This is a genomic window from Micromonospora pallida (genome assembly GCF_900090325.1).
GTDB lineage: Bacteria > Actinomycetota > Actinomycetes > Mycobacteriales > Micromonosporaceae > Micromonospora > Micromonospora pallida.
On sequence record NZ_FMHW01000002.1, the window covers coordinates 3,601,813 to 3,615,954 of the forward strand.

The window sequence follows — 14,142 nt, forward strand, 5'->3', positions numbered from 1 at the left end:
ACCGAAAGGGCCGCCCCGACTTCCGGGGCGGCCCTTTCGGCATCGGCGACCACAGGCGTCAACGGCGCTTCGGGGCAGTCACGCGGGACGCCCCGCGCCCGGCCCCCTCACCTCAACCGCCCAGCGGCCTACCGGGACACCCTGACGTAGCCGGGATGGCGTCTCGCCAACTCCTCGGCCAGCACGGTGTCGACGTCGGGTAACACCACCGTGTCCCCGCGGAGGTAGGGCATGCCCAGACGCCGGAGCCACAGCGCCACGACCGGGTACAACAAGAGCATGGTGGCGCTGGCGACCGCTGCCACAACCCATCCACCGGACCCATCGGATGCCAGCACGAACTGATTACCAGCGAAGAGGAGGAGCGCGATGGGCAACATGGCAAAGTGGAGGCGCATCAGCGTCCCGGCACGCCGCAGCATCCGGGCCTGCCGTTCGGTGACCAGGATCGTGCAGCCGGCCGGCAGCCGAAAGGCTGCCGACCCGCCGACGGAGCGCAACCGATGGTCTGAGCCATCGCGGGCAGGGGCGGACCAGTCGACCGACGGAAGGAAGTACACGCCGATCTCCACCTGGCTACTCGCGCGTCGCGGCGGCGTCATGCCTATCTTCTCTTCTTCTTGTTGCAGTCGACGGCGGAGGATCTCCCAGGGCGGATGGCGCCCGGGTGGTACAGCGACACTGCCGGTTCGGGTCAGCGGGCGGCGGTGAGGGCCGCGCGCATCGCCTCGACCGGGGCGGGGACGCCGGTGAACTGCTCGAACTGGCCGACCGCCTGGGCGAGCAGCAGATCCAGACCGGAGACCACCGGGCAGCCGGCCGCCTGCGCGGACCCGGCGAGCGGGGTCGGCCAGGGGTCGTAGAGCGCGTCGAAGCAGACCGTCCCGGGCCGCCAGGCGGTCACCTGGGCGAACGGGTCGGCGACGCCCTTGGGCAGGGTCGAGATCACCACGTCCGCGTCGAGGTGGGCGGGAGCGTCCGCCAGGTCGGCACCGGTCATCGGCACCCCGAGCGCCCCGGCCACCGGACGCAGGTCGTCGATCGCCTCCGGACGGCGGGCCAGCACCGTCACCGACTTGGCGGCCAGTCGCGCCGCCGCGGCGATCGCCGCCCGGGCCGTCCCGCCCGCCCCCAGCACGGTGACCGTGGCACCGGAGGTCACCCCGGTGGCGGTCAGCACGTCGACCATGCCCACCACGTCGGTGTTGTCCGCGTACCAGGTGCCGTCCGGTCGCCGTACCAGGGTGTTGGCGGCACTGACGGCGGCGGCGACCGGCGAGACCTCGTCGGCCAGCGCGAGCGCCGCCTCCTTGCCCGGCATGGTCACCGACAGCCCGGCCCACTCCGGGCCGAGGTCGGCGACCAGGCCGGGCAGGCCGGCCGCGTCGCACTCGAAGCGGCTGTACGACCACCCGGTCAGCCCGGCCGCCGCGTACCCGGCGTTGTGGATCGTGGGCGAGAGGGAGTGGGCAATGGGCTTGCCGACCACCGCCGCCCGACGGGCCTGCGTCATCAGATGATGCCGGCCTCTCGCGCCTTGTCCTCGTTCTTCTGGTGCTGCTCGTAGGTCTCGGCGAACTCGGAGTGCCCCTCCTTGTCGATGGCCACGAAGAAGAGCCACTTGCCCTCCGGCGGGTCCATCGCCCCTTCCAGCGCGTGCAGGCCCGGGTTGTTGATCGGTGTCGGCACCATGCCGGGCAGCTTGCGGTTGTACGGGTTCTTCGGGTTGTCCATGTCCTTGGCGGTCATCTCCTTGGAGGACTTGGTCTTCTGACCGGTCATCTCCAGGTAGTAGTTGACCGTGACGTCCATCTCCAGGCAACTGCAGTCGAAGGTGCCGCTGTAGACCCGGTTGTAGGCGACCCGGGCGACCTTGCCGAGGTCGTCCTTGTTGCCGGCCTCGGCCTGGGCGAGCGAGGCGACGATCAGCGCCTCGTACGGGCTGATCCCGCCGCGCTCCTTCTCCACCCGCTTGGCGAAGTCCATCTTCTCGGTGACGGTGAGGAAGTTCTGCACCATCTCCTTGAGGATCGACTCGGCGGTCGCCTTCGGTGCGATCTCGTAGGTGTCCGGGTAGAGGAAACCCTCGACCGACTTGACGACCTTCTTGCCGTCGTTGCGGTTGAACCACCAGTCCGGGACGCCGAGCGCCTCCGGGTCCTTCGCCGCCGCCTCGAAGTCCTCCACCGGGATCTTCGTCTGCTCCGAGAGGCGCTTGTACGTCTGCTTGGCGGTGAGCCCCTCGGGGATGGTGAGCCCGTTGACGATCTTGTTCTTGAGGTCGAGGAGCATCCCGAGGGCGTTCTCGCCGCTCATCTCCTTGCGCACCTTGTAGGTGCCCGGCTGGATGTTCTTGCTGCGCGAGTTCTCCTCGGCGGCCTCGATGAACGCCTGGGCGCTCTTCACCACACCCGCGCCGTACAGCACGTTGGCGATGTCGGCGATCAGCGCGCCCTGCTTGACCTCGATGGTCACCTCGCCCGTGCCGGCGCCGTCGTAGTCGGGGGTGACGAAGTAGCCCTGCACCCGGTCGAAGCCGTAGAAGGCCCCACCACCGATCGCGCCGAGCAGGACGAGCGCCAGCATCAGGGCGAGAACGGTCCGGCCGCCACCGCCCTTGCCCTTGCCCTGGCGCTTGCGCACGGCGCTGCGCCGGTGCCGGCCCTTGTCGCCCCGGTCACGTTCGTCGAAACCGAGATCCAGGTCGTCGATCATTACGTCCGCCTCCGCTGCGCCTCTAGCCAGCTCTGCAGAATCTCCACCGCGGCGGCCTGGTCGACCACCGCACGTTGCCGTTTACCTCGGACGCCCCGCTCGGCCAGCCTACGAGAAGCCACCACGGTCGACATCCTCTCGTCCGTCAGCGTCACCGGAACAGGCGTTATTACATCAGCCAAACGGTGCGCGTACGAGGTGGCGTGAGCGGCGGCCGGTCCGTGCTTGCCGGCCAGGTTGACCGGGAGGCCGACCACCACCTCGACCGCCCCGTGCTCGACGACCAGCCGCGCCAGGGCGGCGAGGTCGCTGGGCACGGCGTCGTCCGCGCTGCTCAGGTCCCGTGCGAGGGTGACCAGCGGGGTGGCCAGGATGCCGTCCGGGTCGCAGATCGACACACCCACCCGGACCTGTCCCACATCCACCCCGAGGCGGACACCCCGGACGAATTCACTCAATCGGGTTCACTCCCCCGCCGACCACGTCGGGCCGGCCTCCGTACCGCAGGAACACACCAGGGCGGACCGTCCGGTCCGCCCTGGTGTCCCTCGACTGGGACGTCACGCCTCGCTGATCGCCTGTTCCACGGTGAGCAGCAGCTTCGGCGCCTCGGCCGCCGGCAGGCCACCGCCCTGGGCCAGGTCGGGGCTGCCCCCGCCCCGGCCGGAGAAGGCCGCCTTGACCAGGTCGTTCGCGGCCAGGCCCCGGCTGCGGGCGGCACCGTTCACCGCCACCACCAGGGAGGCCTTGCCGTTGGCGCGGGCAGCCACCGCGACCACCGCCGGCCGGGCCGGATCGATCCGGCCCCGGATCTCCTGGGCCAGGGTCCGTACGTCGTTGCCGCCCGCGCCCTCCGGCGCCTCGGTGCCGACGTACGCGACCCCGCGCACGTCCTTGGCCTGCGCGGCGAGCGCCGCGGCACCACCGAGCACCAGTTGGGCGCGGAGCTTCTCCAGCTCCTTCTCGGCGTCGCGGAGCTGGGTGACGGTCTGCTCCACCCGGTCGGCCACCTGGTCGCTGGGCACCCGGTACAGCTCGGCCAGCCGGGCGACGAGCAGGTGCTCCTTGGCCAGGAAGCGGAACGCGTCCATACCGACCAGCGCCTCGACCCGGCGCACCCCGGAGCCGATCGACGACTCGGAGAGGATCTTCACCAGGCCGAGCTGGCCGGACCGGTCGACGTGGGTGCCGCCGCACAGCTCGCGGGCGTAGTCCCCGACCTCGACGACCCGCACCTCGTCACCGTACTTCTCGCCGAAGAGCGCCATCGCGCCGATCCGGCGGGCCTCCTCCAGCGAGGTGATGAAGGCGTGCACCTCCAGGTCGGCCAGGAGCACCTCGTTGACCTGCTGCTCCACGTCGTGCAGCACGCTCGGCGCGACCCCGGTCGGGGTGTTGAAGTCGAACCGCAGCCGGCCCGGGGCGTTCAACGAACCGGCCTGGGTGGCCGACTCGCCGAGGAAGTTCCGCATGGTCTGGTGCACCAGGTGGGTGGCGGTGTGCGAGCGGGAGATCGCCCGCCGCCGGGTCAGGTCGATCTCGGCGAAGCCGGTCTCACCGGCCCGCACCTCGCCCCGGCGCACCTTCGCCCGGTGCACCACCAGGCCGGGAACCGGCTGCTGCACGTCGAAGACCTCGACCTCGCCGCCGCCGACGGTGATCAGGCCCTGGTCGGGCTGCTGCCCACCGCCCTCGGCGTAGAACGGGGTCGCGTCGAGCACCAGCTCGATGGTGTCCCCCTCGACGGCCGCCGCGACCGGCGCGCCGCCGGAGAGCAGCGCCCGGACGGTCGCCTCGCGGGAGGTCTCGGTGTATCCGGTGAAGCTGACCGGGCCGCCGCCGTCCAGCACCGACCGGTACGCCGACAGGTCGGTGTGCCCGGTCTTGCGGGCCTTCGCGTCGGCCTTGGCCCGGGACCGCTGATCGGCCATCAGCCGGCGGAAGCCCTCGGCGTCGACGGTGAGCCCCTGCTCGGCGGCGATCTCCAGGGTCAGGTCGATCGGGAAGCCGTACGTGTCGTGCAGCTGGAACGCCTTGTCACCGGAGAGCGCCGGCTTCCCGGCCTGCTTCGTCTCGCTGATCGCCGTGTCCAGGATCGTGGTGCCGGCGCGCAGGGTGGACAGGAAGGCGTCCTCCTCGGCGTAGGCGTACTGCGAGATCCGGTCGAAGTCGGTGGCCAGCTCCGGGTACGACGGGGACATGCAGTCCCGGGCCACCGGGAGCAGCTCGGGCAGCGCCCGGTCCTGGTAGCCGAGCAGCCGCATCGCCCGGATCGCCCGCCGCATGATCCGGCGCAGCACGTAGCCACGCCCCTCGTTGCTCGGGGTCACCCCGTCGCCGATCAGCATCAGCGCGGTCCGCACGTGGTCGGCGACCACCCTCAGCCGGACGTCGTCCGGGTGCGACTCGGCGGCCACCTGGCCGGAACTCGTGCCGTACCGCTTGCCGCTCAGCTCGGAGGCACGGTCGAGGATCGGCCGGACCTCGTCGATCTCGTAGAGGTTGTCGACGCCCTGGAGGATGGAGGCGATCCGCTCCAGCCCCATGCCGGTGTCGATGTTCTTCTTCGGCAGCTCGCCGACGATCCGGAAGTGCTCCTTGCTGGTGACGTCCGCGATCTCGTACTGCATGAAGACGAGATTCCAGAACTCCAGGTAGCGGTCCTCGTCGACCTCCGGACCGCCCTCGCGCCCGTAGGCGGGGCCCCGGTCGTAGAAGAGCTCCGAGCACGGGCCGGCCGGGCCGGGGATGCCCATCGACCAGTAGTTGTCCTTCTTACCCCGCCGGACGATCCGCTCCACCGGCACGCCGACCGACCGCCAGATGTCGTACGCCTCGTCGTCGTCGAGGTAGACGGTGGGCCAGATCCGCTCCGGGTCGAGCCCGAAGCCGCCCTCGGCGACCGGCTTCGTGGACAGCTCCCAGGCGAGCGGGATCGCCCCGGCCTTGAAGTAGTCGCCGAAGGAGAAGTTGCCGTTCATCTGGAAGAACGTGCCGTGCCGGCTGGTCTTGCCGACCTCGTCGATGTCCGGCGTCCGGATGCACTTCTGGACGCTGACCGCCCGCGGGTACGGCGGGGTCTGCTGACCCAGGAAGTACGGGACGAACTGCACCATGCCGGCGTTGACGAACAGCAGGTTCGGGTCGCTGATGGCGGGCAGCGGAGCGGACGGCACCACGGCATGGCCGTTGGCCTCGAAGTGGGCGAGATACCGCCGCTTGATCTCCGCCGTCTTCATCGCTGGGGTTCCTCCGGAAAGATCTCTCGGTCACCGATACGCGGGTCCTCCCGCAGCTCGGCGAACTGGTCGTCGAACGCCTCGCCCCGGGCGAACGCCTCGTGGATCTCCTGCTCGCGTTCGGCCATCCCGATCCGGACGTCCTCCACGAAGCTACGCAGCGACTCCATCAGCCCGCCAGCCGATTCCGTCAGCGAGCTGGCGATGCCCTGCGGCGTGTACGCGTGCGCGGTGCGGGTGGCCTTGCGGACCACGACCACGCCGACGGCGAGCCCGATGCCGAGCCAGAACAGACGCCTCATGCCCTCCTCCTCCCGTCGGCCGGGTCAGCGGTCGCCGCGCTTGGCGGCCCGCCGCTGCTGCTTGATGGTGTCGCGGACCTCACGCTCGGTCTCGGCGTGCCGGCGGGCGGCGGCGGCGCGACGGACGCCGTACCCGAAGGCGGCGACCTTGACCAGCGGGTTGGCGGCGGCAGCGGAGACCACGGTGGCGAGGTTCGCCACGTTGGCGGTGATGTTCTGGGCGTGGCTGGTCATGTTGTCGACCTTGGCGAGCTGGATGTTCACCCCGTCCAGCGAAGTCTGCACCTGGGTCAGCGCCACGTTGACGTTCTCCACCGTCGTGTTGACGTTGCCGAGCAGCGGCGCGCTGCGCTCGTTGAGGTCGTTGATCATGCGGGTGGTGGCGTCCACGGTGTGCCGCAGTCGCAGGATGGGCAGCGTCAGGATCAGCACCAGCATCGCGAACGCGATCGCCGCGACCAGCGCCGCGACCTCTCCAAGCTCCACGCGTGTCCTCCTCAAGCAATGGTCCCGCCGACCCCTCGTCGGTGGGAGGTGCGACCGTCGTGTCCCATCCCGACCTGCCGGTCACCGCAGTGGTCGGTGACCGGCGCCGGTCCGCCAGCCCCAGACCCTACCGTCAGTGATGGACGGCGGCTCAGGACGGTGACGGTGCCAGATCCTCCAGCGGATCGTCGGTGAAGGTGGGGAAGGGATCCTCGCCGGTGAGCGACGGGTCCGTGCTGGGCTGCGGGCGGGTCCGGTCGTCGTCGACAGCGTTACGGACCTTCAACGACACCAACGACCCGCCGCAGTCCTCGGCTGCGGCCGGCGACGCCAGCGGCGACGGCGGGACCGCCGGTTGACCGTCGACCGGCGGCGGCACGCACGTCGGCGGCCGGACCCAGAGGTCCAGGGTCAGTTCGTCCCGCCGCCAGCAGGTGTACGCCCCCGGGGCAGGCTGCCCCGGGCAACGGGTGATCTTCCAGCGCTCCCAGCCGGCGGCGGCCAGCGCCCGCTCGTACTCCGGTGCGGTCTCCTCGGGAGAGCGGTCCGAGGAGGCGGTCCGTTCCCGCAGCCGACAGTCCTGGAGGCACCAGCGGCTGCCGCTGACGTTGTCGACGGTCTCCGCCGCGGCCCAGGCGGGCACGTCCAGTTCGTCGAGGGAGCCGAAGACCGGGTCGCGGCTGAGCGCCCGGACAGCGAAGAAGGCCGGCACCGCGCCGAGCAGGAGCACGCTCACCGCGACCAGCACGCCGAGCCGCAGCCGTCGGCGCTCCCGCATCTGCCGCCGCAGCTCGGAGCGGGCGACGCGGAGCTTCCCGCCGCTCGGCGCACCGTCGTCGTCGGACGGTGCGGTCCCGGCGGCACTGCGCAGCGGCGGGGCGCCCGGCGGTGCCACGGCGGCACGGGCGATCGCCCCACCCGGGTGGGCACCGACGTCCCGGGCCGGTGGTCCGGGGTCGGCACCGGGGCGTTCCGGGTCGCCGCCGGGCGGGACGGCGCGGCCGACGGACGCGGCGGCCCGGGCCACCGGCGGCGGGCCGGAGACCGGAGCGGCGGTGGCCCGAGTCACGGTCGGTGGACCGCCGACCGGGGTGGCGGTGGCCCGGGCGGGGCCGGCGGCCGGACGGCCCACGGCGCCCTCCGGCGGGCCGGACGGTTCGACGGACGGTCCCGCGACACCGGGTTCACCAGCCCCGGGGCGGGCGCTCCCCCGAGAGCCGGGGTCGACCGAAGCCGGAGGCCGGGCCGCCCCACGGGCCGGGCCGGCAGCGGGCGGCGCGCCCGGCGTCGCCCGTGGCCCGGGTACGGGGGCACCCGGTGCCGGCCAGGCGGGGCCACCCGCCACCGGCGGCGGCACGGTACCCGGCACCGGCGGACGGACCGCACCGGACGGCGGTGGGACCGGACCCGGCGCGGATGGGGCCGGAGCAGGTGGAGGCGGAACCGAGCCCGGAGCGGGTGGAACCGGGCCCGAAACGGGTGGAACCGGGCCCGGAACGGGTGGGTGCGCCGCGCCGCGCGCCGGTGCGGCCTGCTCCGCTCCGGGGTGGGGGGGCAGCGCGGCCGGTCCGGGACGAGCCGCCCCCCGGGGCGGCGGGGCGGTACGTGGGTCCGGGGCTGGCCCGGGCGGGCCGGGGACCGACGGGCGGGCCGAGCCGGTCGCCGGTCGACCGGCATCGCCTGGCTCGGCGGCCCGACGCCGCCCGGCCGGGCGGTCCTCGTCCGGGGTGGCGCGGCGGCGGCCGGTCGACGCCTCGTCGTCGGGATCGCCGGCGGCACGTCGGCGGCCGGATACCGGCGGTGGCCCGTACCGGTCGCCGGGGTGGTGGGCCACCGGGCCCGCCCCCGCCGACACCGGACCCGGTGCCACCGGGTTCGCCGGAACGGATGGCGCGTTGCCCGACCGGGGTACCGGTGGCGCGTTACCCGAGGCCGGGACCGGAGGGACGTCCTGCTCCAGGGCCCGTCGCCGGGCCGCCGGATGGTCGTCCGGGGCGGGCGGGCGCGCCACACCGGCCGCGCCCTCGACGGGGACCCGGCCGGCGCGGGGCGGTCCACCGGCCGCCGTCCACTGGCCCGGTTCGGACCCGTGGGGTGGCCGGCGCATGGGTCCGGCCGGCGGCGGGCCGTCCTGACCCGGGCGGACCGACGGCTGGGCCTCCGGGCCGGGGCGGACCGACGGCTGGGCCTCCGGGCCGGGGCGGACCGACGGGGCGGCCTCGGGACGCGGCCCCGGGCCGGCGGAACCCGGCCACGGGCCGTCCGGACGCCCGGGTCGCCGGGCGGGTGGGGCGACGGACGGCGGAGTCGCCGGGCCGGCGGGGTGGGCGGGGGCAGCTGGACCGCCCGGCGCCGGCCCGGAAGTCGGCGGGGTCGGCGCGGCGGGTGGCCGGGGAGCACCAGGTGCCGCCTCGGCTGCCCCCGGGGCGGCCCTCTCCGGGCCCAACCCGGCGCGCTGCCGCTTGGCGCTGCGCAGGTCGTCGATCCAGCCGAGTTCCTCGCTGCTGACCTGCTCCGCCGGCTCCGCGTCGGGCCGGCTGCGTCCCCAGCGGCGTCCCCTGGCCTTCGGGTCCCGCCGCTCGTCCGGGCCCTCCTCCGGCCGTTCCCCACCACGAGGTGTCACTGGTGACCCTTCCTGGCGGCGTCCACGCCGCCCTCATCCGCCGGGACGCCGTCCGCGTCCGTCGTGCTCGGTCCGGTCCCCACCGGCACGGCGGCCGCCCCGGAGCGGCCCCGGACGATGCGGCGCAGCAGGGGCAGCCGGGTGGCCACCGCGCGCTCCGCGCCGTGCTCCGTGGGCTGGTAGTAGTCGGTGCCGACGAGGTCGTCCGGGACGTACTGCTGGGTGACCACGCCCCGCTGGTCGTCGTGCGGGTAGCGGTAGCCGGTGCCGTGGCCCAGCCCCCGGGCACCGGAGTAGTGGGCGTCCCGCACGGCGCGCGGCACCGGCCCGCCCCGGCCGGCGCGCACGTCCCGGATCGCCGCCCCGATCGCGGTGGTCGCGGAGTTGGACTTCGGGGCGGTGGCCAGGTGGATCACCGCCTGGGCGAGGTTGAGCTGGACCTCGGGCAGGCCGACGTACTCCACCGCGTGCGCGGCTGCGGTCGCCACCTGAAGGGCCAGGGGGTCGGCCATGCCGACGTCCTCGCTGGCGAAGATGACCAACCGGCGGGCGATGAACCGGGCGTCCTCCCCGGCGACCAGCATCCGGGCCAGCCAGTGCAGCGCCGCGTCGACGTCGGAGCCGCGCATGCTCTTGATGAAGGCGCTGGTCACGTCGTAGTGGGCATCCCCGGCGCGGTCGTAGCGGACCGCCGCCACGTCGACCGCCTGCTCGGCGGTGGCCAGGTCGATCCGGTCGGTCCCGAGCGCCGTGGCCGAGGCGGCGGCCGCCTCCAGCGCGGTGAGCGCCTTGCGGACGTCACCACCGGCGAGGCGGACCAGGTGCTCCTCGGCCTCGGGGGCGAGGGTCGGCGTGCCACCGAGGCCACGCTCGTCGACGACCGCGCGACGCAGCAGGCCCCGGACCGCGTCCTCGGTGAGCGGTTGCAGGGTCAGCAGCACGCAGCGGGACAGCAGCGGCGAGATGACCGAGAAGTACGGGTTCTCGGTGGTCGCCGCGAGCAGGGTCACCGTCCGATCCTCGACGGCGGCGAGCAGCGAGTCCTGCTGGGTCTTGCTGAACCGGTGCACCTCGTCGATGAAGAGCACGGTGGGCGGCCCACCGGAGCGGCGCTGCCGGCGGGCCGTCTCGATCACCGCGCGGACGTCCTTCACCCCGGCGGTGAGCGCCGACATGGCGACGAAGCGGCGGTCGGTGGCCCGGGCCACCAGGTGCGCGATGGTGGTCTTACCGCAACCGGGTGGTCCCCAGAGGATCACCGACATCGGGGTCGTGCCGCCGACCAGTTGCCGCAGCGGCGAGCCGGGGGCGAGCAGGTGCTCCTGGCCGACCAGTTCGTCGAGGTTCGCCGGGCGCATCCGCACCGGCAGCGGCGCGTCGGCGCCGGCGGGGTCGAAGCCATCGACCCCGGACCCGGCGGGCGTGCCGCCGAACCCCGCGGGCGCGCTCGGCGCAGCGGCGGGATCACCGAGAGTGAAGAGGGCGTCGGACTCCATCACGAAGACAGTACCGGCCCGTCCCACGACGCCGGAATCGCGGCGTGGGACGGGCCGGCGGTGATCGGAAACGGTCAGCCGCGACCTGGGCGGCGTCCGCGATACCAACCCCCGCCGCCACCGGTGCGCGGGCCCCGGCCGACACCGGCCAGGTAGAGCGAGAGCAGGAGCAGGCCGATCAGTACCAGGGTGTTCCAGTTGAACAGGTCGGGCGCCCCGAAGTTGGTGTTGAGAAGGTCGATGAGCAGGGCAAGCCCGAAAACTATGGCCGCAGCGATGGCGAGCATGTCGGTCCTCCGGTCACGGGGGTTGGGGTGCGTCGCCGTGATGTACCCAATCGGTCCGATCATCAATCTCCAGGGTGGACGGCCTGCCCGCTCTGGCTACCCTGGCGGCATGATCGGCGCAGCGCGGGCAGTACCCGGACGGAGAGCGGTCCTGGCGGCCACCGGTCACCACCCGTACGTCCGGCACGTTCTCGGCCGGGACGACGAGCCGCGCGCGTGGTTGCTGGACGACGTGACGGGATGGCTGTTGCCGGCCGAGTCCGGGCCGGCCGGCGGGGCGTTCGGCGCGGCCGGACCGGCGGTCGGTCTTGTCGCGGCGCTGCGCGCCGAAGGGGTCGTCCGCGCCGGACAGTGGCTGCACCTGCCCCGGGTGGGCTCGGCGGAGCTGACCGGGCGACTACCGGTCGCCCGGCACAGCGACTGGGACTTCCTCTGGGCCGCCGCCCCGCCGCCGCACCAGCCCGGCGAGGAACGGGTGGTCCGCCTCACCGAGGCCGACCTCCCGGCGCTCACCGCGCTGGTCGACGAAGCGTTCCCGAGCACCACCTCGCGCCCCGGTGACCCCCGGGTGGTCGACTGGTACGGCATCCGGGCCGGTGACCGGCTGGTCGCCTGCGGCGCGGACCGCAGCCGGGGTGTGATCGGTTTCCTCGCCGGCCTGACCGTCGCGCCCGGTGAGCGGGGACGCGGCCTGGGCGCGGTGCTGACCGCCGGCATGACCCGGGCCCTCTTCGCCCGGTACGACCATGTGGCGCTCGGCGTCTACACCCACAACGTCGGCGCGCTGCGCCTCTACCGGCGGCTCGGCTTCACCCACGTCCTCCCCCGCAGCTCGGTGCAGCTCGGCTGAGGGCTCACCCTGCTTCGGTCCCGGCCGGGACGGCGGAGTCGGCGGCCCGGAGGGGGCCGGCGGTCGGCGCGGGGCCGGCCGGAGTCGCGGAGTCGGCGGTCGGCGCGGGGGCGGCTGGGGTCGCGGAGTCGGCGGTCGGCGCGGGGGCGACGGTCCCGGTGGGGGCGGCCGGGGTGTTCGGGGTGTTCGGGGCGCGTCGGGCGGCCCGCCAGGCGGGTAGGTAAAGCGGGGCGGCGACGGCCAGCACCACCGCGCCGACCAGCATCGCCGTCCGGACCCCGGCGGCGTCGGCTAAGGCGGTGAGCACGATCCCGCCCAACGCGCCGGCCGGCATCGCCACCATCGAGTTCAACGACAGCACGCTGGTCCGGTACGGGCCGTCCACCTGCCGGTGCAGCAGCCCAGTGTGCAGTGGGTTCGACGCGCCGTGCACGGTGTAGCAGGCCAGGTACGCCAGAAGCACGCCGACCGGCCCGGCGAGCAGTCCCATGCCGACCACGGTCGCCCCCTGCACCACCCGCAGTACGGCGGCGCTGGGCGCAGCTCCCCACCACCGGATCAGCAGCGGGGTGAGGGCGGCGCCGGCCGCCGAGGCGAGCCAGGCGACCGAACCGGCCGGGCCGAGCAGCGCCGCCGCCCGGTCGGCGTCTCCGGTCACCTCGGCGAGACGGGCCGGAGGCAGGATCTCGAAGGTGACCATGCCAAAGCCCCAGAACAGCTCCACCGCGACCAGCGCGAGGAGTACCCGGGACCGGCGCAGCAGCCCGAACGCCTGGCCGACCAGGCCCGGCGCGGCAGCGACCGACGCGCGCAGCGCACCCCGGTCCCGGGCCGCACGCGGTTCGGCCAGGAGAGTGCCGAGCGCCACCAGGGCGGCCAGTTGCACGACGACGGCGAGCAGCACCGGCGTGGTCAGCGCGCTCACCGGGCCGACCGGACCGAGCGCGACCAGCCCACCACCGAGCAACGCACCGGCGCTGATCGTCACCCCGAGGACCGTCCCACCGAGACCGAGCCCCTTCTCGTACGCGGCGTCGGGGTCGGCGGCGAGGGTCGCGTCGACGTACCAGGAGTCCAGCGGGCCGCTGTCCAGCGCCCGATGGACGCCCTGGAGCAGCCAGACCACGACGAAGAGGGCGAACGAGTCGGCGACCGCGAACAGGGCCAGCGAGACAAGGTTGATCACTGCGGAGGTGAGCAGCACCGGCCGCCGGCCGAGGGCGTCGGCGAGCCCTCCGGTGGGCAACTCCAGCAGCAGTACGACGATGCCCTGAGCAGCGGTGACCAGGCCGATCTGGGCGAGGGTGAGGCCGCGTTCCTGCATCAGCAGGACCATGACCGGGATCAGCAGGCCGACCGGGAGCCAGCGGAGCCCGTGCAGGAACAGGTAGCGCCGCCGGACCTGGTCGGCGGTGAGCAGCGCGGTCACCGGTCCTGCCCCTGCGCGGGAAGGGTCGCGTAGACGACGTGGACCGGCCGGGCGTCCGGCTCGTCGGGCGGTGACGCCTCCCGGTAGCGGAGGATCAGGTCCCAGATCTCCTGGTTGAGTTCCTGCAACCGCTCCGGGCCAATGGTCAGGAAGCCGTCGCTGATGCCGGCCGCGTCCCGCCACTGCGGGGAGTACGTCGCCCGCTCGGCGAGCCACCGGTCGACCTGTTCGGTCATCCAGCGCACGGTGTCGGCCTGGATCCACTCGATCGCCGCGCGGGCGTCCGGGTCGTCGTCGTAGTCGCTGGGATCGAAGCTGGTGACCTGGTGCGCCGCCTGCCACCAGCGCTGTCGGCCGGTGCCCCGGTCGGGCTCCTCGGCCACCAGCCCGACCTCGGCGAGCTGGCGCAGGTGATAGCTGGTCGCCCCGGTGTTGGTGTCGAGCGCCTGGGCGAGGGTGGTGGCGGTCGCCGGGCCGTCGGTGCGCAGCGCGCCGAGCAGCCGAAACCGCAGTGGGTGGGCCAGCACCCGGGCCTGCCGGGCATCCAGGCGGACGCTGACCAGCCCGCCGCTCTGCTCCTTCGCCATAGTTGCACAATAAGTGTGCACAGCATCTGTGCACAAGAGTTGTGCACTATCGACGCGGCGACCCGCCCGTCCGGCTGAGGTGGTAGCAGGGGTGGTAGCAGGGGACCCCTGCACGTCGAAAAGCGGTA

The 14,142-nt window shown here is 73.6% G+C and carries 13 protein-coding genes; 1 reads left to right on the plus strand and 12 read right to left on the minus strand.

The genetic code is table 11. The features are described from left to right. Positions 1–128: 128 nt before the first annotated feature. The 10 genes from GA0074692_RS14445 to GA0074692_RS14490 form a co-directional block, all read right to left on the minus strand. Positions 129–572: a hypothetical protein gene (locus tag GA0074692_RS14445; protein WP_091644806.1), complete on the minus strand. Its 444-nt coding sequence runs from the start codon at positions 570–572 to the stop codon at positions 129–131. 122 nt (positions 573–694) lie between these two features. After that, positions 695–1,513, minus strand: coding sequence for a shikimate dehydrogenase (locus tag GA0074692_RS14450; protein ID WP_091644808.1), 819 nt, complete (start codon positions 1,511–1,513; stop codon positions 695–697). After that, entirely contained in the window at positions 1,513–2,715 is a 1,203-nt protein-coding gene (gene mltG / locus GA0074692_RS14455) for an endolytic transglycosylase MltG (RefSeq protein ID WP_091644811.1), read from the minus strand. The genes GA0074692_RS14450 and mltG overlap by 1 nt, the downstream gene beginning before the upstream one ends. Further along, positions 2,715–3,173, minus strand: a complete 459-nt coding sequence (ruvX, locus tag GA0074692_RS14460) for a Holliday junction resolvase RuvX (protein WP_091644813.1) — start codon at positions 3,171–3,173, stop codon at positions 2,715–2,717. Before ruvX ends, mltG begins: the two co-directional genes overlap by 1 nt. A gap of 102 nt (positions 3,174–3,275) precedes the next feature. Continuing rightward, a complete protein-coding gene (gene alaS / locus GA0074692_RS14465) occupies positions 3,276–5,954 on the minus strand; it encodes an alanine--tRNA ligase (protein ID WP_091644816.1) in 2,679 nt (892 codons plus the stop codon). Next, positions 5,951–6,256: a hypothetical protein gene (locus tag GA0074692_RS14470; protein WP_091644819.1), complete on the minus strand. Its 306-nt coding sequence runs from the start codon at positions 6,254–6,256 to the stop codon at positions 5,951–5,953. Before GA0074692_RS14470 ends, alaS begins: the two co-directional genes overlap by 4 nt. Before the next feature lie 24 nt (positions 6,257–6,280). Beyond that, on the minus strand, positions 6,281–6,742 hold the full coding sequence (locus GA0074692_RS14475) for a DUF948 domain-containing protein (protein ID WP_091644821.1): 462 nt from the start codon (positions 6,740–6,742) through the stop codon (positions 6,281–6,283). Between the two features lie 151 nt (positions 6,743–6,893). Further along, the gene (locus tag GA0074692_RS14480) at positions 6,894–7,520 is read right to left on the minus strand and encodes a hypothetical protein (RefSeq protein ID WP_091653460.1); all 627 of its coding nucleotides are present in this window, start codon (positions 7,518–7,520) and stop codon (positions 6,894–6,896) included. Between the two features lie 1,841 nt (positions 7,521–9,361). Then, positions 9,362–10,861 carry a replication-associated recombination protein A gene (locus GA0074692_RS14485; RefSeq protein WP_091644824.1) on the minus strand — a complete coding sequence of 500 codons (1,500 nt, stop codon included), beginning with the start codon at positions 10,859–10,861 and terminating at the stop codon, positions 9,362–9,364. Between the two features lie 74 nt (positions 10,862–10,935). Then, complete coding sequence (locus GA0074692_RS14490; protein ID WP_091653463.1) at positions 10,936–11,148, minus strand: hypothetical protein; 213 nt, start codon at positions 11,146–11,148, stop codon at positions 10,936–10,938. A gap of 109 nt (positions 11,149–11,257) precedes the next feature. Between GA0074692_RS14490 and GA0074692_RS14495 the strand changes: the two genes are divergently transcribed. Next, positions 11,258–11,998, plus strand: a complete 741-nt coding sequence (locus GA0074692_RS14495) for a GNAT family N-acetyltransferase (protein WP_091644827.1) — start codon at positions 11,258–11,260, stop codon at positions 11,996–11,998. Between the two features lie 4 nt (positions 11,999–12,002). On the opposite strand, the gene GA0074692_RS14500 is transcribed toward GA0074692_RS14495, so the two are convergent. Both GA0074692_RS14500 and GA0074692_RS14505 read right to left on the minus strand, forming a co-directional pair. Beyond that, on the minus strand, positions 12,003–13,427 hold the full coding sequence (locus GA0074692_RS14500; RefSeq protein ID WP_091644830.1) for an MFS transporter: 1,425 nt from the start codon (positions 13,425–13,427) through the stop codon (positions 12,003–12,005). Further along, positions 13,424–14,014, minus strand: a complete 591-nt coding sequence (locus tag GA0074692_RS14505) for an ArsR/SmtB family transcription factor (RefSeq protein WP_091644833.1) — start codon at positions 14,012–14,014, stop codon at positions 13,424–13,426. The genes GA0074692_RS14500 and GA0074692_RS14505 overlap by 4 nt, the downstream gene beginning before the upstream one ends. Positions 14,015–14,142: the final 128 nt, after the last annotated feature.

What these genes read in the sequence shown, in the direction of transcription:
- GA0074692_RS14505 (WP_091644833.1), bottom strand. Translation starts at nt 14,014, where the DNA reads ATGGCGAAGGAGCAGAGCGGCGGGCTGGTCAGCGTCCGCCTGGATGCC.
- GA0074692_RS14485 (WP_091644824.1), bottom strand. Translation starts at nt 10,861, where the DNA reads ATGGAGTCCGACGCCCTCTTCACTCTCGGTGATCCCGCCGCTGCGCCG.
- GA0074692_RS14470 (WP_091644819.1), bottom strand. Translation starts at nt 6,256, where the DNA reads ATGAGGCGTCTGTTCTGGCTCGGCATCGGGCTCGCCGTCGGCGTGGTC.
- alaS (WP_091644816.1), bottom strand. Translation starts at nt 5,954, where the DNA reads ATGAAGACGGCGGAGATCAAGCGGCGGTATCTCGCCCACTTCGAGGCC.
- GA0074692_RS14490 (WP_091653463.1), bottom strand. Translation starts at nt 11,148, where the DNA reads ATGCTCGCCATCGCTGCGGCCATAGTTTTCGGGCTTGCCCTGCTCATC.
- GA0074692_RS14495 (WP_091644827.1), top strand. Translation starts at nt 11,258, where the DNA reads ATGATCGGCGCAGCGCGGGCAGTACCCGGACGGAGAGCGGTCCTGGCG.
- mltG (WP_091644811.1), bottom strand. Translation starts at nt 2,715, where the DNA reads ATGATCGACGACCTGGATCTCGGTTTCGACGAACGTGACCGGGGCGAC.
- GA0074692_RS14480 (WP_091653460.1), bottom strand. Translation starts at nt 7,520, where the DNA reads ATGCGGGAGCGCCGACGGCTGCGGCTCGGCGTGCTGGTCGCGGTGAGC.
- GA0074692_RS14450 (WP_091644808.1), bottom strand. Translation starts at nt 1,513, where the DNA reads ATGACGCAGGCCCGTCGGGCGGCGGTGGTCGGCAAGCCCATTGCCCAC.